The following is an 18,202-nucleotide window of genomic DNA, read 5'->3' as shown; positions in this document are numbered from 1 at the left end:
GGCACCTCGACAGCTGCATCGGCGTTCGAAACAGCCCGAGCATGCCTGATGATCAGGCTGCCGCACCGGAGAACACCAAGATCACCGACAGAGTCAAGCTGACGGCGAGGCCTACCTGCCCCGGCCCAAAAACGGCGGCTACGCCTTCCACGCCGGGATCCGCTCGGACTGGGAGGTCTTCCAGCACCTGGCCACCCGGGGACTGGCCGCCGGCCCCGGCGGCGGCATCCCAGACCTGGAAAACGCGCTCGGCCTGGTGCGGGGCAAGCCGTTCGACGGCCAGGACTACCCGTGGGCGGACTCCATCCAGCAGAAGATGCTCTCCCGCATCGTCGACGTCGCCCACACCCTCGCCGCCTGGCACACCGACGGCGACAGCCCGGACCTGGACGCCGCCCGCCACGCCGCTTTGCGCGGCCTGGACATCGACGAGACCGCCGAGGTCCTCTACCGCGACTGGATGACCATCGAATGGGCCGCCGAAAACACCACAGGCGTACGCAAAGCCGTCGCGCGGGTACAGCAGGTCGCCCGCTCGTACGACATGTCACTGGACACCATCACCGAGCAGACCATCGACCTGGTCCTGTCCCCAGACCGGCCCGAACCCACCCACGCCGACCAGGCCTGACCAGACAACAGCCGGGTCGAGGCGTCGCGATGGCTATGAGAGCCACGAGAGGACGCTGGACAGAGGCGTTTTTGCGTTCCGTGCACACTTGACGACGCTGCGCCACTCTGAGGATCGTCATGCAAGCTGAAGCAAACCACTGTGCACGGGAGGCTGGCATGGCATTACGGTTCGTCGGCATCGACCCCGATACAGGTCAGGGGAACTGCCCCACGGTGTGGGTCGATGAGGAAAAGCAGGAAGTAGTGATCCAGGGCTGGAAGGTCGTCGACGAGGGCACGCACGCCGAGTGCCTGGCGACGGGAGCCATCCCCGATCATGAGACCGTGGTCCGTATCCCGGCGCGCATGGCGTCGATTCTCAGGGAGGCTGCCGATGCCATCGAACGTGCCGAACTTTGATGAGCTGCTGAAGTCGGCTCAGCACTCGGCCGTCCACCTGGAAATGCGCGACGCGTACGGCGTGGACGACGAGGCCGAAGAGTTCGACCTGTGGAGGCGCACGGGACGGCGCTGGGAGGGCGAGCAGGCAGACGCCTACTGGCGACCGTGGGTGGACCTGATCGCGGAGACTGTGGCTCGCGGGGTGACGGTGTGGCGGGCCCGCATCGTGTCCGAACCCGTCACCGAGTACGTCCGCTTCGAGCACGCAGGTACCGAGTGGAACCTCCGGGCCGGCGAACAGGTCCGCTGGCTGCCCAGGCGTCAGGCGTCGGACATCGCCTTGCCGGGCAATGACTTCTGGCTGATCGACGAGCGGGCAGTTCGCTTCAACATCTTCTCTGGAGACGGCGCGGTGGGGGACCCTGACTACTCGGAGGACCCCGCGGTCACGAAGCTGTGCGCCTCGGCCTTCGAAGCCGTGTGGGAACGTGCTGTCCTGCACGAGGAATACAAGATCTGAATCGCCGAGCTACCGGACAGCCAGCCCATGGCCGCCTCCCCTTCTTCCAGCGCTCAGGCTGCACGCCAGGCGCTCGCTGCCCGACTCGGCGAAATCCGCCGCGATGCGGGACTGACGGGACGTGAGTTGGCTGGCCGGTGCGGTTGGAGCGAGGCGAAGTCCTCCCGGATCGAGCACGCCAAGACCCCGCCGTCGGACGCTGACATCAAGGCCTGGTGCCGCGCCTGCGGGGCGCAGGACCAAGCCGCCGACCTGGCGGCCGCGAATCGTGCGGCCGACTCGCTGTATGTCCAGTGGCGACGCATCCACCGCAGCGGCATTCGGCAGAGCCAACGAGCAACGGTCCCGCTCTACGAGCGGACGCGCCTGCTTCGCGTCTACTGCTCCAACGTCATCCCCGGATTGCTGCAGACGGCCGGCTACGCGACGTCCCTCCTGTCGACCATCACCGAATTCCAGGGCACCCCCAACGACGTCCCTGATGCCGTGGCAGCCCGCATGGCCCGCAACCACGTGCTCCGCGAGGGCAACCACCGGTTCGCGCTGCTCGTCGAAGAATCGGTGCTCCGATCCCGCGTCGCTGATGCGTCCGTCATGGCTGGCCAACTCGGCTATCTCCTCGAAGTGATGTCCCTGCCATCGGTGTCGCTGGGCATCATCCCGTTCACTGCCGACCGGGGCATGTGGACGCTTGAGACCTTCATGGCGTTCGACGAGGAGTCCGTGCAGGTGGAGCTGCTGACGGCATTCGTCAACGTCACCGCACCCGGCGAGATCGCGACGTACATCAAGGCGTTCGCCCAGTTGCAGGTGCTGGCCGTCTACGGTGCTGAAGCCCGGGCCTTGATCACTTCGGCAATCGACGCCATGAGGTAAAGAGCCTGCAAGCCGATGCAAGTTTGTAGAGCCTGCATCCGCCGTTTCTCTACCGTCCTACTCATGGCAGCCACGCAGGCGCCGCACCGGGCGACACCGACAACTGCCGGGGGTACGACGGATGAGCGACGAGACAACCACAGCGCCAGACGTTGGCGATCTGGCGCTAGATACAGCGCGGGACCGCGTAGGCGTCGTCATGGGACATGAAGGTCCGTACGTCCAGCTCCGCCCTCCTGATGGAGGCCGAGAGTGGGATGCGGACCCGGAGAAGGTCCGGCCGGCTGACGTGACCGATGAGCTTCGCTTTCGCCTCGGTGAGCAAAATGCGCGCCGGAGGTGGGGTCTGTGAGCGCCCACGTGATCATCAGGGCGGCAGAGTGGATCCTCGGCCAAGAAACCAGCGAAGGCGCTCCACAAGCGATCTTCGTCGTTGTCTGCATGACGTGCGCGGAGGAGTCGCAGCCCGTGGATGACGAGCGGCTGCCCGTAGAGGTCTGGGCGCTCAAGCACACGGGACTGAACCCCTCCGGTGATGGAGCAGGCTCCGAGATCTACCTGTGGAAAATCCCGTGATCCCGAGGTCCGACGAGGTCTGCTGGCTCGGTATAAGTCATGCAGTCCCACCCAGACAATGTCTCGCTCTTGCCGAGACCGGCTGGGACCGCTGCGGGTGCCGATAAATCATCCGCACAGGTCAGCGCGCTGACGGACAGTTCAACCGGGCGCTACATCGAGGCCAAATTGAACGCGCTCAAGTGCGCAGCTGTCACGTGTTGAACATGTTCAGATTCCATCCACTCAGCGGTGAGTCATAAGGCTGCTGACCTGCGCGGACGTAATTATCGACACCCACAGGGCCGGGGGCAAGCAGCGCACCGACTCCACCTCGGTGGTCGCGGCAGTGCGGGACCTGAACCGGCTGGAGTTGGTGGGTGAGTCAGTCCGCGCACTGGTGGAGACGCTGTCGGCGGCGGCTCCCGACTGGCTGGCCCAGGTCATCGACGTGCCCGGCTGGTCGCGGCGCTACGGACGCCCAATCGACTCCTGGAAGATGCCGGCCTCCAAGACCAAGCAGGACGCCCTCGCGATCGACTACGCCCGCGACGGCTTCGCCCTGCTCGGCGCGGTCTACGCACCAGGTCAGGGGGTGGCTGCGGGAACTGCCCGCAGCCCAGGTCCTGCGGATCGTGCTGCTGCAGAACTACACCCGCACCACCGCGAGGAACGGGCGGGAGGTGATCAAGCGGCGAGAGAAGAACACCGAAGACGGTGACGGACTCCCGCCCGGCAGTACCCGCCTGACCTCCCCCTACGACACCGACACACGCTGGAGCGCCAAGCGCGACACCTTCTGGAACGGGTACAAGGTCCACATCAACGAGACCTGCGCCACCGCGGCCGACGACACCGCCCGCCCCGCGTCCGCGCCGACAGCGAAGGCCGCAGCCAGGACCCCGCGCAGGCCGAAGCCCGATCGGGCGCCGAGGCGGCCCAATGTGATCACCAATATCGCCACCACCGCCTCGACGCTGCCCGACAGCAAAGCCCTGGAAGGCATCCACCAATTCCAGCAGCGACGCGGCCTGCTACCCGACGAGCACTACCTCGACTCCGGCTACCCCAGCGCCGAACTGATCACCGGCTCCGCGGCCCGCTACGGCGTCGCCCTGATCACCCCGGTCCTGCTGGACACCTCCCGCCAGGCCAAGGCCAAACAGGGGTTCGCCGCCCACGACTTCACCATCGACTGGGAGAACCATCAGGCTGTCTGCCCCGCAGGCAACACCAGCACCGCCTGGACCCCGAACATCCAAAACGGAGTAACCAAGACCGTCGTGTCCTTCGCCGCCCTGGACTGCATCCCCTGCCCCTTCAAACAACAGTGCACGACCTCGAAGAGCAACCGCCGCCAACTGTCCCTGCACCCACCGCAGATGACCGAGGCCCTACGGCACGCTCGCGCGCGGCAGCAGACCAAGGACTGGAACACCGACTACGCCCTACGCGCCGGCGTCGAGGGCACCATCCGACAGGCCGCCGCCGTCACCGACCTACACCAGGCCCGCTACCGCGGCCTGGCAAAGACCCACCTCGAACACGTCTACAGCGCCGTCGCACTGAACCTGATCCGACTCGACGCCTGGTGGAACGGCCACCCTCTCGACCGCACCCGAACAAGCCACCTCGCCCGACTCGAATTACGCCTCACCGCTTGACCAAGTCGAATGACCACCAGGGTCCCACAACTGTGCGAGGCCCCACCGATAGGTGGGGCCCCCGTCATTCGGTGGTGCGGTGCTTGGTCAGGTGGCGGGCGTCACCTGCAGCGCGGGAGGGTGGCCTTGGTGTACGAGGCAATATGCCAGGCCCCGTCGTACACGTAGTAGTTGCCGTTTTTCCGCCTGAGTACGACGTCCCGCTTGGTGCCGTCGTACCAGACGTTGCTCTTGTACCAGTAGAGCTTGTTGTCGGCTTTGCCGAAGGTCTTCTTGCCGACCTTGCCGTCGGCGACGAGGCCTCGCGCCCTCTGCCACTTGATGGTGGCGTTCTTCGTGGCCGTGCCGAACCGGCAGTCGATGCCGGACGCGCTGAGGTACCCGTCCGCGTACAGGATGCCCTGCCACGCGGCGGCCAGATTGCTGTGCGCGTAGGAGGTGGTGGACAGCGTGCCCTCGTCTCCCCAGTCGTCGGTGAGTGTCGAACCGGCTCCGTCGAGGTAGCCGTGGGAGGCGGTCGCCGAGGCGGTCGGGCCGAGAGCCAGACCTGAGCCGATTGCCAGGGCGAGGACAGCGATCACGGTGCGCTTGCGTACAGACATATCCGTTCCTTCCGAGGCCGATCCACCGTTGGACGGCCTCATGTGGTGTGGTGCACGACAGCGGAGTGGTCGGGCCGTGACGTGAGATGGACCGTATGGATGGCCACTGCCACAGACCTGCGGCTCAAGTCCGGCCCAGGACGGAGAACGGGTCCCTAGGAGCCCGTGCACGAGAGCGCACCGGCCGCATCCGCGACGGCGGGTGCCGGTGCCGTCAGCACGCGCCCCCAGGGCGTCCTTGTCGCGCAGCCCGTCTGGCTTCACCGCACGTCCCGCTCGCGGCGTTTCCCCCATCTGACCAGCCCCCCTTGGCCGGATGACACTCTCTCGGTGCCTGCGGTACAGCCCGGCCCACGCTGGCGACGGTGGGCGGACAACCTGTGTGATTGTGGCACGCGAGCGGTATCATGTATTGAATAAATGCGCACTCTCAGCTGAACGGTTCACGGGTAGTCAGGTACCCAGTACGACGCTTGTGACCTGTCCAGCCATCCGGTCATAGCTCATCGGGCCGGCGAGATTGGCCATCCGGTCGGCGAGGAACCGGCCCGGGGACGATCCGGTCATCGCCTTGAACTCGCGATTGAAGTGCGCCTGGTCGCTGAAACCGCATGCCGTGGCCACTTGGTGCGGCGCCTGGCCCCCGACCAGCAGCCGCAGCGCGTGCCGCAGCCGAAGCACCCGGGCCGCGGCCTTGGGCGACAGGCCGATCTGCTCGCGAAAGCGGTTTTCCAGGTGCCGCGGTCCCCAGCCGGTCTCCGCAGCCAGCCGGGCTATCGAGAGCGTCCCCGACGTGCGGGACAGCTCCCGCCAGGCCCACACCACCTGCGGCGAACACACCGGCCCGTGGTCGGCCCACCGCGACAACACCGTGTCGAGCAGTACGAAGCGCTCCTCCCAACCCGGTAAGGAGGCCAGGGCGCCGGTCAGCTCGCGGATCTTGGTGCCTAGGACCTCTTCGGGATCGACGACGGTCTCGGACAGCTGGTGCATGGGGACGCCGAACAACCTGAACGCGGCCCACGGAGCCAGGACCACTTCCATCCCGTACAGGTGTCCGTCGTGCTCTCCGAGCCTGGCCCGAGTTTGCAGACCCGCGAGCAACGACCTGAACCTGCCTGTCACCCGCGGTTTGCCCACCACATCCGTCACCCGCAACTCGTTCTCGAAGCCCAGCACGAGAGTCACCGCGCCGACGGGGACCTCCAGCCGCCGCCGCGGCAGACCCAGATCCATCCGGAAGCCCCGATAGACGTACACCCCCGGACGCAGCCGCGGTTCCGGGCAGGCAGATACCACGTCACAGTTCCTTGACAGCATGGTGAAGCACCGCATGGCCGATTCCCCCGGTCCGAACCCGTGGTGCGGATGGATGCCGACGACCGCGCGTCGCGCAACGGCCCGAAAGCCGTACTCGGCGCAGCGGAGGCCGAGTCCACTCAACATCATGCATCCACCGTGTGGTTGCGCCCTCGGAGACACACCAATCCCCCGCCGGATCCCCCCGGGCGGTTCGGTGTGTGACGGAATGGCCACACGGCCACCACGACGTGTCGGCGAGGCGTTGTCACGTTGTTGGGTGCGTGGGTGCCTGACGACGTGTCGGGGCGTGGTGGTGCCGGGTTCCGGGCCGGTGCTCAGGCCGTGGCGGGCCGGCCGACAGCGCCGGTGACCTGGTCCCAGGTGGCGAAGCGGATGGTCATTTCAGCTCGGTGTTCGGGTGCGGCCCTCTGGTGGCGGCGGGGGCGGAAGTGGGGTGAGATGCCGCTGAACGCGGACAGGAAGCGTTGTGCTCCGCCGACGCTGCGGAAGCCTTTCATCGCTCGTTCGCGTTGCCGCGTGGGCTGGTGGCTGTTCTCGGCCCGGTTGTTCAGCCCCTTGTGGGAGCGGTGCTCCACGGAGGGTATGACCTCGCGGTGGGCCGCGCCGTAGGAGCGGAGCGCCGCGTGGCGCGCTAGCCGGCTCGTCCGCCGGTGTGCCGTGCCACGTTAATTGGAACCGGAAGGGCGCGGTGACCTGCACTTCTTCGTCCAGCGGGACAGCGGAGTTGGAACCGACGGGACAGTCTTGTTGGCACCTGCGGCGAGTTGTCACGCTTGTTGGAACCGGCCGCGGACCGTACCACAGGGTCTGACCTGGCCAGGAAGCAGTTGATGGAGGTGTTCTCGCCGTCGAGCCGACCCCGGTGCCAGTCCTCGTGGCCAGGTTCCAACCAACGTGTCACGGCTCAGCCGGGCCCTAGGAAGAACGGGCCAGCCAGTGACAACCAGCCTGCCTATGTGACCTCAACACCATCGGTTCGGGCCCTCACGGTTGCTCGGGGACCTACAGGTCGAAGTCGATGTGCTCCACGTCGGTGAACCGCACCTCCTCCAGGCTGTCGGCGCGGCGGCCGCCGTCTTGGAAGTACACCTCCTTGAGCGCTTCGGCGGCGATCTTCTGGAGCTCCTGGTCGGTGGCTCCCTGGTCCTGGGCGTCGAAGAGACGGGCGGCGTACTGCGGTGGAAGGGCCACGGTGAGGTGGCGGATCCGGTCCTGGTCGGTGGTGCCGATCGGAGCGGTGTAGCCGAGCCGGGCGCGGGTGTCGATGACGATGCCCCCGGTGGTGGCCGCCGTCTTCTTGGCCTTCTCCCTGATCTGCGGCTGCCACCGCCTCTTGACCTCGGTCTCCAGACGGGCGGCGAGGTCCTTGCGGGGGCGCTTGATCTGGTCCTTCACGTACCGCTCGACGGTGCGCTGCGAGACCCGCAGCATCTGGGCGACCGCCTTGGTGCCCTTGAGCTGCTTGACCAGGTACCGCATCTGGGCGCCCGCCGACTTCGGGATCGGGCGGGTGAACGCCCGCTGCACCGCCTTGTCCAGGCCGTCTCCGAACATGCTCATCACGCTCTACTCTCCGTCGTCCTCGTTAGTGACGTTGCCGTCCTTGATGTACCGGGCCAAGTTGAGCTCGGGGCCGTACTGCTCCCGCACACCCTCGGCCCACAAGGTGGTCTGGGTGCCCTCGTGCTTGACCATCCCCGGCGAGACACCGAGCCGGAAGCCGCCCGGCAGGGGCCTGCCGCCGGAGTACGGCAGGAAGTCCAGCGGACCGGGTCCGTCGGCGGCGTACACGGCGCAGTCGGACAGGATCGCGACCAGATACTGGCCGGTGACGGCCGCGTGCTTGAGCATCTTCCCGGCGTTTCTGGTGGCTGGCCTGCTTGAGCACGACCCGGGGATGTGGCCCAAGCGGGTCATCGTCGCCGACGCCCGACGGCACGGCGTCCCCGTGCTGCCGGTCGACATCAACCACTCGCAAGCCGCGCACGTGGTCGAGCAGGTCGACGACGGAACCTGGGGGGTGCGCCTGGCCCTGGCGTCGGTGCGCGGGATCAGCGACGACCAGGTCGCCCGGATCGCCTCCGGACAGCCCTACACCTCGCTGCAGGACCTGTGGCAGCGCGCCCACCCCGCCCGGCCGGTCGCCGAGCGTCTCGCCGACATCGGCGCGCTGGACGCGCTGCGCGCCGCGCTCACCCGCCGCGACCTGCTGCTGCAGATCGCCGAACTCCACCGGCAGACCCGCGGCCGCCAGGACGACGGGCAACTGCCCCTCGACGACGGCACGCCCGTCATCGCCGAGCCGAGCGGCCTGCCGGAGATGACCAGCCGCGAAGCCCTCGGCGCCGAACTCACCGTCCTCGGTATCGACGTGTCCCAGCACCTCATGGAGCACCACCACCAACTCCTGCGGGAGATCGGCGCCACCGACGCCGCGCACCTTCGCGGCCTGCGGCCCGGGCAGCCTGTCCTGGTCGCCGGCGTCCGCGCCTCCACCCAGACCCCACCCATCGCCTCCGGCAAGCGCATCATCTTCGTCACCCTCGAAGACGGCTCCGGCCTGGTCGACCTCGCGTTCCTCGAAGACTCCCATCCCGCGTGCGCACACACCGTCTTCCACTCCGGGCTGCTCCTGGTCCGCGGAACCGTTCAGCACCGCGGCCCCCGCAACACCGTGACCGGCACGATGGCCTGGGACCTCGAAGCCCTCGCCGTCGCCCGCCGCGACCACGGACCCGAAGCCGTCGCCCGGCTGCTCGGCGACACCCGCCTCCCCACCAACCCCCAACCCGAACACAAGCCAGAGCCGGAGCGCACCATCACCATGGGCACCGGCGCGGAGCTCCACCCGTGGGCCGACCTCCAGCCCGCCGGTCAGCGATCCGCGAACCTGCGGGCGCTCGGCTACACCAGTCCCGGCAGCGCCGGGTGACCGCCATGACCCAGCAACGGCACATCGTGCACGCCCACTTCCACGTGCCGCCCGACGCGGAGCCCGTGCTATTCGAGCAGCTTCTCGACGTCGCCGAGGGCCTTACCCCGCGCGTCCAGGCTCTGCCGCCGGACTCCGCCGATCTCGATGTCACTGGCGCCTTGGCCTATTTCGGGCGGGATGCCCAGGGGTGGCGATGATGCTGCGGCTACGTGCCCTCGGCCTCTTCGGGGTGCAGACCACGGTGGGATCGGCCGGTAACCGCATGCTGGCCGCCATGGCCGCCGCCAGCTCCCCGCCCGGCCAGATCACCGAGGTCGACCACGACCAGGCCGCCGTCGCCTCGTTCCTGCGCCCCCGGCCCATCGCCCTCTTGTACGGGGTCGGGCCCGCCACCGCCGCAACCCTGGCGCGGCACGGTCTGCACACCATCGGCGCCGTCTCCGACACCCCGCTCCTCACCCTGCAACGCCTCCTTGGCGCCACCGCCGGCCGCGACGTCCGTGCCCGCGCTCACGGCCACGACCCCCGCCCCGTCACCCCGCACTCCCCCAGCCCGTCACTGTCGGCCGACCGCCTCTTCTCCCAGGACGAACTCGACCCCGACCAGCACCGCCGCGCCCTGCTGTCGATCACCGAACAGCTCGGCGCCCAGCTACGTGGACGGCGGGAGGTGTGCCGGACGCTGACCCTCACCGTCCGGTACGCCGACCGGACCAGCACCACCAAGACCCGGACCCTGCCCGAGGCCACCAGCCACTCGACTGCCCTGGCCCGAGCCGCCTACGACCTGCACGCCACACTCGGCCTACAGCGAGCCCGCGTCCGGGCCACCGCCCTGCGCGCCCACAACCTCTCCCCCGCCGAACACGCCCACCACCAACTCACCCTCAACCCCGCCGACGACAAAGCCCGCCAGATCGAGGCCGCCGCCGACCGCGCCCGGGTTCGCTTCGGCCCGGCGGCAATCACGCCGACCGCCCTGGCCCGCACTCCACGCCGAAGCTAGCCTCCACTCGCGCAGTGCCAGACCGGCTGTAGGGGCCGATCTGCTTGAGCAATCGAGCGCGTATCCGTCTCTCACATCCGCGACGCTGGTCAGGGCTCAGGTAAGCCCGACGATGCCGAATCGCACCCGCTCTCGCGGTCTAGGCCAGCACTAGATCTGCACGGGTGTGACGCGGGGAGCTTCTGATCCGTAGCGGCCGTAGAGGGGCAGACCGGCCACTGCCGGGCCGTACAAGGACGCTACTGACCGTGAGAGGTTGTGGTGGTTGCGGTACTTCGCTGCTGTACCGCAGGATCTCGGCGGGGTGACCACGGAACGGCATCTGTTGATGCAGCTGCTGGCCGGCGACAACGACGACATATCCGCGGCTGCCCTTGCTGCCCTCCGCGGCGGCGCTACCGCGGTTCCCGAATGCGGTGATCAGTAGTGAATGCGTGCGACCGATGACCGGAATATGCCCTATATCGCAGATATGCCGCGTGTGGCAATATGTGATGTGTGGCTTTTGGCGCTGAAGACAGGCGAGAGGAGTGCATCATGATCGCCAAGCTGCTCGGCAAGCTGTCCTTCACCCGCCACTACGGTGCGTACGGGGCCCACGAATGGGATGCGTACGCCGGCGACGACTAGGACTGACCGCACTGCCGGCGGGCGCCCTTGGGCGCCCGCCAGTTCCCAGCCACGCTGCCGACGACATCGGCCTGGACAGGTACGAGAGCCAGGGACGATCTCATGGGCCGAAGGAATGAGCCGCCGCGGTTGCCCGAAGGCAGCTTCGCGGCCTGGAGCCGCGACCGGCTGGCATTGGCGCGCCGTGGCGCTGAAGAGTGTGGGGACGTCTGGCAGCTGGAGCCGGGTGTCTACGTAGCCGCTGCGGCCGGGCCGTGTGAAGCAGTCCTGCGCCGCGCGCAGGACTTCCCCAAGGCATCCTCGCCTCTCTTCCCGCCGTTGAAGCGGTCGAGCGGAGCACCAACACCCGAGGAGCGTGCGCACGCTCACGCCGCCCGCATGCGCGGACTACGTGCGCAGGCGGTTGCAGCCCGGATCGGTGAGATTGCGCCCCAGACCGCTCGATTTGCTGACCAGTGGCCCACGGGCCAGGACGTCGAGATTCTGCCCCCGGTCCGGCACGCCCTGGCAGAGATCGGCGTGAGCTACCTCTTCTCCGAAGACGCTCCCACCCTGCTGCCCTATGCCTCACAGCTCTTCCTGGCCCGGGAGGTGCTCGTACGCCCCTCACGTTGGGTATGGCCGCGCTGGATCCCCACACCGGCACGGCGGTTCCGCACACGGCAGCAAGTCGCCTTCACCGACGCTTTGCGGCCCATCGTCCGCCGGCGTCGTTCATCGGGCCAGCTCGGTGACGACATGCTGGGACAGATGCTCCGGCCCTCCCCCCACTACGGCCTACTGCCGGAAGAGGCCATCCTCGACACTCTCCCCGGAATCACCGTCGCCACCTTCGAGACCCCTTCCCGGGCAGCCGGATGGATCCTGCTCCACCTGGCCCGGCACCCCCAGGCAGCGGGCCGCGTCGCGGCCGAAGCCGCCTCGCTGCCCGCGGACCCGGCCGCGACGACCAGCACCCACCTCGGCAGCCTGCAATACACCCAGGCACTGGTAAGTGAGGTGCTCCGGCTGTACCCCCCGAGCTGGCTACTGACCCGGCACGCCCCGCGACAGACTCAGCTCGCCGACTACACCATCGACGCCGGGTCCACCGTTCTCGTCTGCCCTTACACCGCCCACCGCGACGCACGGGAATATTCCGAGCCGGACCAGTTCCAGCCCGAGCGCTGGCTCGATGATTCGGGCTCGCCGGCGAAACCCGGGGTCTTCCTCTCTTTCGGTACCGGGCCGCATGGCTGCGAGGGAGCCGCTCTGGCCATGGCGATGCTGACGCTCCTGACTGCGCAGACCGCCCGCTGCTACCACTTGAGCGAGCCGCCCGGACCGGAACCCAGCTACCAGGTCACCACCCTCGAAGGTCTCGCAACTGTCGGCTTGCGCCTGCGCGCCACCTTGCGCGGCTGAGGGCAGTCCTGCTTTCGGTGGCAGGCCGCCTCCACCAGCGAACAGCGAACGTTGATAAAGTTCGAGTGCCGTTCCGCACACGCCTGGATGACCAGCTCATGGTTCGCTCATCGTGTGTCGCTGGTCGAACTCGTTGGCGAGCATGCCCATCATGACGAGGTCGTGGTGCCGGCCGGCGAAGAAAACGTGTTCCCGCAAGCGCCCCTCCTCGGTGAAGCCGAGCCGACGAAAAAGTGCTAGCGATGCCTCGTTGTGGGCGAAGATCGCTGCTAGGCATTTGTGATAGCGCCGCTCGGCAAACATGAAGCGCAGCAGCAGCACTACGGCTTCTGCCGCGTAGCCCTTGCGCCGGTGGTCAGCGCCGATCGTGACATCAAACTCGAACCAGCCTGAACGAGGGCCGGTGCGATGCGAGCCGACTGTGCCAACTAGCTCTCCCGTGGCCGTCGCTTCGACTGCCAACCGGAAGCGGTCGTCATCGCACTTGGCAACGGCTTGCTCCTTCGCCCAGGCACGGTAGCTCTCGGCGGACCGCGGCAGATCCAGCCGGCTCCCTCGCCGCCCGTCATCGTCGGCGAAGCGCATGAACGCTGTCCAGTCGTCGGGCTCGATAGCGCGTAGGCGTACCCGATTACCAGTCCAGGACGATGCCATGCCCTATTTGATCACGCTGCTGTGCGCGCGAGGCTGAGAGGCACACCGAGGCAGGTGTTGCCGGCCATGCTCTGTCTCACCGCTGATCGTCGTCCTCGTCGGGAGCAGCGGGGTCGCGCAGTGGGCGCAAGTCCGACTGTGTCGGAGGTGTGTCGCGAAAACCGAGAGACAATGAGAGAGGGCGGGAGTCAGCGAGACTGACTCCCGCCCTCTTCTGTCGGCATCCGCCCTGGCCAGCGCTTGATTTCTACTGATCCTAGGCGAGTGCTCCCGGCAGCCGGAGAAGTGAAGGGCCGGGTCTCTGGCCTGCGGCCATCTAATCGATCAACGCTGGACTCGCCGGTATCGGTGCCGCTGTTACGCTGATTCTCTGAAGGTATTCCGGCGCACCGTGCCACACGGTTTCCGTCGAGACGGCAATCCAAAAGAGCGCCGCTTACGTAACCAAAATGCAGCCGCAACCAGGGATACGTCCCTAGTCAGGCGCCGATCGTCTTAGCCGCGATGATCAATTCTTTCCATGGAGACCCGACGAGCGCGGTGCACCCCCTCGCACTTCGCAGGGGAGGGCAGCGGCCGGATCCTCCCTCGTTGCGCGCCGGAGTGACGCCGGCTTGAGGGTCTGCAGCTCCCACTCCCTGTGGAGGTCGGGGTGAAAGTTGTCGTTGATCTTTCCCGATGTGAGGGGTATGCGCAGTGCGCGTTCCTGGCTCCGGAGGCGTTCCGGATGCACGGTGAGGAAGCGCTCATGTACGACCCGAACCCCGATGACGCCCGGCGCGACCAGGTGCTACGCGCCGTGGCGGCCTGCCCGGTCCAGGCGATCCTGGTCGACCAGCTGGAGGCGCGGCACGCACCGGCGGAGGCGTCGCCGTCATGACCAGTGCCGACAACCTGCGTGCGTTCAAGCGCGATGGCCGCATCGTGGTCGTCGGGGCTTCGCTGGCGGGGCTGCGGGCCGCGGAAGCTCTGCGAGACGAGGGTTTCACCGGATCGTTGACCATGATCGGTGACGAGTTGGGCGAGCCCTACGACCGGCCTCCCCTGTCCAAGCAAGTACTGACCGGGTGGGTGCCGGCCGGGGGCACCACTTTGCCCCGCCGTCGTGGCATCGATGCGGAGTGGCTGCTGGGCGTGCCCGCCAGCGGGCTGGACCTCGCGACGAACCACGTGCGTCTCGCCGACGGACGCGAGGTTCCCTTCGACCGGGTGCTGATCTCTACCGGGGTACGGGCCCGGCCGTGGTTCGTCGAGTCCGAGGCGGCCCTGGACGGGGTGTTCGTCGTACGTACGCGCGAGCATGCCGAGAGCCTGCAGCGGGCCCTCGCCGCCGGGCCCTCCCGTGTGCTGGTCATCGGTGCGGGATTCACCGGCTCCGAGATCGCCTCCATCTGCCGCGAGCGGGACATCCCGGTGACCGTCGCCGAACTCGCGCCGGCCCCGCTGGTCGGGGCGCTCGGCGCCATGATCGGCGAGGTTGCGGCCGACATGCAGCGCGCTCATGGTGTCGACCTGCGGTGCGGTGTCAAGGTCGCCCGGCTGGAGGGCGACGCGCAGGGACGGTTTCGCCGTGCTCACTTCGACGACGGCAGTACGGTCGACGCCGATGTGGCGGTGGTGGCACTCGGGAGCATCCGCAACACCGAGTGGCTGCGGGAGTCGGGACTGGCGGCGGGCGTGTGGGGAATCACCTGTGACACGGGTTGCCGCGCCCTCGACATCAATGGCCGCGTCACCGACGACGTCTTCGCCGCGGGAGACGTGGCACGTTGCCCGAACCCCATCTACGAATACCGGCTCATCGCACTGGAACACTGGGCCAACGCCGTGGAGCAGGCAGAGGTCGCGGCACACAACATGGTCAGCGCCCAGGCGGACCGCTGGCCCCACCTGTCCATACCGCTGTTCTGGTCGATCCAGTTCGGCGTCAACATCAAGTCCGTCGGCGTGCCGACCTTCGCCGACGAGGTGGTCGTCACCCAGGGATCGCTGGACGACCACCGTTTCGTCACCGCATATGGCTATCGGGGCCGCGTCACGGCTGCCGTGAGCTTCAACAACGGCAAGTGGCTGGACCACTACCGACGGTTGATCGAGACGGCCGCACCCTTCCCGCCCCCCTGCCCCACGCCGGACCAGCCGGCCGACATGAAACCGGTGCCCGTCGACTTCCCCGGCCCCGCCCTGCTCGCGCAGGGCGCCACGGCGGTCGTCACAGGCCATGACCCGGGTGAGCGCCGCGTCACGGCCGTGCACCAGCATCGGCAGGAGGAAGGCCAGACGACCACGACCGGGACGCCCGGCACGCTGCAACGGATCTTCGACTACTCCGCCCGGGCCGACCCCTACCCGCTGTATGCCGAGTTGCGCAAGACGCCGGTGGCTCGGCAGGAGGACGGCAGCTACGTCATCAGCGCCTATCACGAGATCACGGACATACTGAATGACCCGCATCTGAGTTCCGACGTGCGCAATCTGTCGCGTCCGATGCCCTCAGTCGAGGGAGGGGCCACGTCGTCGTTCATCCACATGGACTCGCCCGAGCACGATCGCCTGCGGCGTATGGCGATGCGTCACTTCGGACCCCCGCACACCCCTGGGCTGGTGACCGGACTTGAAGGCTTCCTGACCGCCACCGTCGGCAGCCTGATCGACGATTTGGCGGGCAAGGAGCAGATCGACGTCGTCGACGATTTCGCCTTCCCGTTCCCCGTAACCGTGATCTGTCACTTGCTCGGCGTGCCACGCGAGGACGAGCCGAGGTTCCACCTCTGGGTGAACGACATCATGAACTCGATCGACTACAACCCCAAGACCGACCCGAAGGAGAAACTGGACAAGGGCGTACAGGCCCGCAAGGACTTGCGCCAGTGCCTCGGCGAGCTGGTGGAACAGCGCCACAGCCGGCCCGGAGAGGACCTGCTGTCACGGCTGGCCAACGACGACGGGCCCGACGGTCGGATGGCCGACGCCGAAATCGTCGCCACCGCCAAACTGCTCCTCATCGCCGGCCATGAGACCATCGTCAACCTCATCACCAACGGCATGCTGACGCTGCTGCGCCACGCGCAGGTGTTGCAGCGACTGCGCGACGAACCGAACCTCGTCGTGCCGCTGGTCGAGGAACTGCTGCGCTACGAGCCCCCCGTGCACATCATTCCCTGGCGGGCGGCGTACAGCGACATCACCGTCGCCGACACCGTCATCCCCCAGGGCTCGCAGATCATGCTCATGCTGGCCTCAGGCAGCCGCGATCCGAAGCGCTTCCACGATCCGGACCGCTTCGACCCGGATCGGCGTGACAACCAGCACCTGGGGTTCGGCAGCGGCATCCACCTGTGTTTCGGCGGCCCGCTGGCCCGGCGGGAAACCCAGATCGCGCTGACCGAGCTGGTACGCCGGCTCGACCGACCCAGGCTGGTCGCCGACCCGCCGCCGTACCGGCCCAGCCCCGTTCTTCGGGGTCCGATCCATCTGGACATCGAGCAGGGTGACGGTTGACGCGGCAGCCGAGGGCAGTTGCAAGGTCGCGCCGCGGACGGCCCGGCCGGCTCTGCATTCGACAGCAACCCGCTACCCTCCTCAGCTCCCATCCCGTCCACCGTCGACTCACATACCGTGGAACGGACGTGGTTCATGGCGTCCAGGTGGAGCGCGCCACTGTACGAACTTCCTGGACGCCATGGGCCGCGTCTGCTCGGCTCTGCCTGGGGCGACGGCGGACGGGATGGGAGCTCCCCGCGCACGCCACTTCGGACCCGCAGCCGCGAACGGCGCCCCCTCCATCCCGGTGCCGGCCGATCCCGCGCCGGAGGCATCGTTCTGACCGTGGCCTTGTTCGTCTAGGTTTCTACTCACGGCCGTAACTCGCTTGCGGCCCCAGGGCACGGCCCCGGCACCGTAGGCGCAGAGGGGTCGGGCCCAAGGAGCCAGCCCGCACTTACGCGGGCCCTTGATGAGGCAGAGAGATTTGTAACCCGGTTCAGCACTCGCGCGGCGACAGTGGAAGCGCACATCGCCGGTGGGCCGCCCGGCAACGCGACAGCCTCACCAAGCGCGGACGCGTCCTGAGCACCGTCGACAGCATGCTCAAGGAAGGCCAGCCCGTCACGTTCGCCGCCGTCGCCAAACGGGCCGAGGTGTCCACCTGGCTCGCCTACGCACCCGGCGTCCGCGAGCACATCGAGCAGGCGCGCAAGCAGCAGGAGAAGGCATCGTCGCGGGACCTGGACTCCGGCCGGATCGTCAGCCCTTCCAGCACCCGCACCGACCTCCTGCTGGCCCGCGAAGAGGTCCGCCGACTGCGCGAAGAAGTCCACGGCCTTCGCGAGGGCATGCGGCTCCAGCTCGGTCGGGAGCTGGACCACCTCGGCGGCCACGATCTGCGAGAACGCCTCGACGAGCTCACCCAGGAGAATCACCGCCTGGCCAGCGAAGCCCGCGAAGCTCAGACGGAGAACCGGCAGCTCGCAGACCGTGTCCGAGCCCTGGAAGACGACCTCGCCGCCGCACGGACCAGCCTCCGGCGCATGATCCGCAACGAGAACCGGCTTGAACCCAGCCCCTGAGACGTCTGCTTCCAGTGGTCGTGACTCCTCCCCCGGCTGAAGCCGGGGGCTTCTCGTTACGCCGGGTTGGCGTCGCGACGGACCAGCCCGGCCCGTAGAACGTTGGCGGCTCCCACGGTGTCGGCGTGCGCGGTGTGGCCGCAGGCGATGCAGTGGAACTTCTCCTGTGTGGGCCGGTTCTCCTTGGCGATGTGCCCGCATTCGGGGCACTCGCGGGAGGTGTTGCGGGGGTCCACGGCGATCACTTCCCGTCCGGCGCTTTCAGCCTTGGCGTGCAGGATCGTCAGGAACACCCCCCATCCGGCGTCAGCGATGCTGCAGTTGAGTCCGGCCTTCCCAGCCGCCCCGTTGGGCAGGAACGCGCCTGCCTGGTCGGGGTCGGGCTTGGGTGCTGGGGCCTTGCTCATGTTGCGGATCTTGAGGTCTTCATGCGCGATGAAGTCGTGCACAC

General features: G+C 67.8%; 16 protein-coding genes and 5 pseudogenes. 14 read left to right on the top strand and 7 right to left on the bottom strand.

Features of this window, described 5'->3' with window-relative positions; translation table 11 throughout:
* The first annotated feature begins 256 nt into the window (after nt 1–256).
* The 7 genes from EFK10_RS18830 (at nt 257) to EFK10_RS18800 (ending at nt 4,629) form a co-directional block, all read left to right on the top strand.
* Nucleotides 257–631 (top strand): hypothetical protein, encoded by a 375-nt coding sequence (locus EFK10_RS18830; RefSeq protein WP_127356854.1) that lies wholly within the window; start codon nt 257–259, stop codon nt 629–631.
* A gap of 158 nt (nt 632–789) precedes the next feature.
* Nucleotides 790–1,032 (top strand): hypothetical protein, encoded by a 243-nt coding sequence (locus tag EFK10_RS18825; protein WP_127356853.1) that lies wholly within the window; start codon nt 790–792, stop codon nt 1,030–1,032.
* Nucleotides 1,007–1,534 carry a DUF6879 family protein gene (locus tag EFK10_RS18820; RefSeq protein ID WP_127356852.1) on the top strand — a complete coding sequence of 176 codons (528 nt, stop codon included), beginning with the start codon at nt 1,007–1,009 and terminating at the stop codon, nt 1,532–1,534. Before EFK10_RS18825 ends, EFK10_RS18820 begins: the two co-directional genes overlap by 26 nt.
* Nucleotides 1,535–1,561: 27 nt before the next feature.
* On the top strand, nt 1,562–2,410 hold the full coding sequence (locus tag EFK10_RS18815) for a helix-turn-helix domain-containing protein (RefSeq protein ID WP_127356851.1): 849 nt from the start codon (nt 1,562–1,564) through the stop codon (nt 2,408–2,410).
* 348 nt (nt 2,411–2,758) lie between these two features.
* Nucleotides 2,759–2,986 carry a DUF7848 domain-containing protein gene (locus EFK10_RS18805; protein WP_127356849.1) on the top strand — a complete coding sequence of 76 codons (228 nt, stop codon included), beginning with the start codon at nt 2,759–2,761 and terminating at the stop codon, nt 2,984–2,986.
* A gap of 328 nt (nt 2,987–3,314) precedes the next feature.
* A complete protein-coding gene (locus EFK10_RS47515; RefSeq protein WP_164836052.1) occupies nt 3,315–3,686 on the top strand; it encodes a hypothetical protein in 372 nt (123 codons plus the stop codon).
* Nucleotides 3,649–4,629 carry a transposase gene (locus EFK10_RS18800; protein ID WP_164836051.1) on the top strand — a complete coding sequence of 327 codons (981 nt, stop codon included), beginning with the start codon at nt 3,649–3,651 and terminating at the stop codon, nt 4,627–4,629. The genes EFK10_RS47515 and EFK10_RS18800 overlap by 38 nt, the downstream gene beginning before the upstream one ends.
* A gap of 101 nt (nt 4,630–4,730) precedes the next feature.
* Here EFK10_RS18800 and EFK10_RS47510 read toward each other — a convergent pair whose 3' ends face one another.
* The 5 genes and pseudogenes from EFK10_RS47510 to EFK10_RS18775 form a co-directional block, all read right to left on the bottom strand.
* Nucleotides 4,731–5,231 carry a peptidoglycan-binding domain-containing protein gene (locus EFK10_RS47510; protein WP_164836050.1) on the bottom strand — a complete coding sequence of 167 codons (501 nt, stop codon included), beginning with the start codon at nt 5,229–5,231 and terminating at the stop codon, nt 4,731–4,733.
* 453 nt (nt 5,232–5,684) lie between these two features.
* Nucleotides 5,685–6,530: a helix-turn-helix domain-containing protein gene (locus EFK10_RS18790; RefSeq protein WP_240677308.1), complete on the bottom strand. Its 846-nt coding sequence runs from the start codon at nt 6,528–6,530 to the stop codon at nt 5,685–5,687.
* A 338-nt stretch (nt 6,531–6,868) separates the two neighbouring features.
* Nucleotides 6,869–7,171 (bottom strand): annotated as a pseudogene (locus tag EFK10_RS18785) (DDE-type integrase/transposase/recombinase); the annotation flags it as partial.
* A 385-nt stretch (nt 7,172–7,556) separates the two neighbouring features.
* On the bottom strand, nt 7,557–8,114 hold the full coding sequence (gene tpg / locus EFK10_RS18780) for a telomere-protecting terminal protein Tpg (protein WP_127356845.1): 558 nt from the start codon (nt 8,112–8,114) through the stop codon (nt 7,557–7,559).
* Nucleotides 8,115–8,120: 6 nt separating this feature from the next.
* Nucleotides 8,121–8,408: pseudogene (locus tag EFK10_RS18775) on the bottom strand (telomere-associated protein Tap); the annotation flags it as partial.
* A 1-nt stretch (nt 8,409) separates the two neighbouring features.
* Here EFK10_RS18775 and EFK10_RS18770 point away from each other — a divergent pair.
* The 3 genes and pseudogenes from EFK10_RS18770 to EFK10_RS18760 form a co-directional block, all read left to right on the top strand.
* Nucleotides 8,410–9,486: pseudogene (locus tag EFK10_RS18770) on the top strand (helix-hairpin-helix domain-containing protein); the annotation flags it as partial.
* A 5-nt stretch (nt 9,487–9,491) separates the two neighbouring features.
* Nucleotides 9,492–10,495, top strand: a pseudogene (locus tag EFK10_RS18765) (DNA polymerase Y family protein).
* A 1,008-nt stretch (nt 10,496–11,503) separates the two neighbouring features.
* Nucleotides 11,504–12,529, top strand: a complete 1,026-nt coding sequence (locus EFK10_RS18760) for a cytochrome P450 (RefSeq protein ID WP_240677307.1) — start codon at nt 11,504–11,506, stop codon at nt 12,527–12,529.
* A 96-nt stretch (nt 12,530–12,625) separates the two neighbouring features.
* Here the strand turns inward: EFK10_RS18760 and EFK10_RS18755 are convergent, their stop codons facing one another.
* Nucleotides 12,626–13,183 carry a GNAT family N-acetyltransferase gene (locus EFK10_RS18755; protein ID WP_127356842.1) on the bottom strand — a complete coding sequence of 186 codons (558 nt, stop codon included), beginning with the start codon at nt 13,181–13,183 and terminating at the stop codon, nt 12,626–12,628.
* Between the two features lie 652 nt (nt 13,184–13,835).
* On the opposite strand from EFK10_RS18755, the gene EFK10_RS18750 reads away from it, so the two are divergent.
* The 4 genes and pseudogenes from EFK10_RS18750 (at nt 13,836) to EFK10_RS18740 (ending at nt 17,751) form a co-directional block, all read left to right on the top strand.
* Entirely contained in the window at nt 13,836–14,063 is a 228-nt protein-coding gene (locus EFK10_RS18750; RefSeq protein WP_127356841.1) for a ferredoxin, read from the top strand.
* Nucleotides 14,060–15,430: pseudogene (locus tag EFK10_RS48730) on the top strand (NAD(P)/FAD-dependent oxidoreductase); the annotation flags it as partial. The gene EFK10_RS18750 and the pseudogene EFK10_RS48730, both read left to right, overlap by 4 nt.
* Nucleotides 15,431–15,670: 240 nt before the next feature.
* Nucleotides 15,671–16,684 carry a cytochrome P450 gene (locus tag EFK10_RS50390; RefSeq protein ID WP_322973356.1) on the top strand — a complete coding sequence of 338 codons (1,014 nt, stop codon included), beginning with the start codon at nt 15,671–15,673 and terminating at the stop codon, nt 16,682–16,684.
* A 467-nt stretch (nt 16,685–17,151) separates the two neighbouring features.
* On the top strand, nt 17,152–17,751 hold the full coding sequence (locus EFK10_RS18740) for a DUF6262 family protein (RefSeq protein ID WP_265737526.1): 600 nt from the start codon (nt 17,152–17,154) through the stop codon (nt 17,749–17,751).
* Between the two features lie 56 nt (nt 17,752–17,807).
* Here EFK10_RS18740 and EFK10_RS18735 read toward each other — a convergent pair.
* A partial coding sequence (locus EFK10_RS18735; protein ID WP_164836049.1) for an RNA-guided endonuclease InsQ/TnpB family protein occupies nt 17,808–18,202 on the bottom strand: 395 nt, incomplete at its 5' end.

This window comes from Streptomyces soli (assembly GCF_003999195.1).
In the GTDB taxonomy this organism is placed as follows: domain Bacteria; phylum Actinomycetota; class Actinomycetes; order Streptomycetales; family Streptomycetaceae; genus Actinacidiphila; species Actinacidiphila soli.
The sequence above is the reverse complement of the archived record's forward strand: the minus strand, read 5'-3'. Positions and strand labels throughout refer to the sequence as shown.

What these genes read in the sequence shown, in the direction of transcription:
- EFK10_RS47510 (WP_164836050.1), bottom strand. Translation starts at nt 5,231, where the DNA reads ATGTCTGTACGCAAGCGCACCGTGATCGCTGTCCTCGCCCTGGCAATC.
- EFK10_RS18825 (WP_127356853.1), top strand. Translation starts at nt 790, where the DNA reads ATGGCATTACGGTTCGTCGGCATCGACCCCGATACAGGTCAGGGGAAC.
- EFK10_RS18755 (WP_127356842.1), bottom strand. Translation starts at nt 13,183, where the DNA reads ATGGCATCGTCCTGGACTGGTAATCGGGTACGCCTACGCGCTATCGAG.
- tpg (WP_127356845.1), bottom strand. Translation starts at nt 8,114, where the DNA reads ATGAGCATGTTCGGAGACGGCCTGGACAAGGCGGTGCAGCGGGCGTTC.
- EFK10_RS18815 (WP_127356851.1), top strand. Translation starts at nt 1,562, where the DNA reads ATGGCCGCCTCCCCTTCTTCCAGCGCTCAGGCTGCACGCCAGGCGCTC.
- EFK10_RS18760 (WP_240677307.1), top strand. Translation starts at nt 11,504, where the DNA reads ATGCGCGGACTACGTGCGCAGGCGGTTGCAGCCCGGATCGGTGAGATT.
- EFK10_RS18820 (WP_127356852.1), top strand. Translation starts at nt 1,007, where the DNA reads ATGCCATCGAACGTGCCGAACTTTGATGAGCTGCTGAAGTCGGCTCAG.
- EFK10_RS50390 (WP_322973356.1), top strand. Translation starts at nt 15,671, where the DNA reads ATGCCCTCAGTCGAGGGAGGGGCCACGTCGTCGTTCATCCACATGGAC.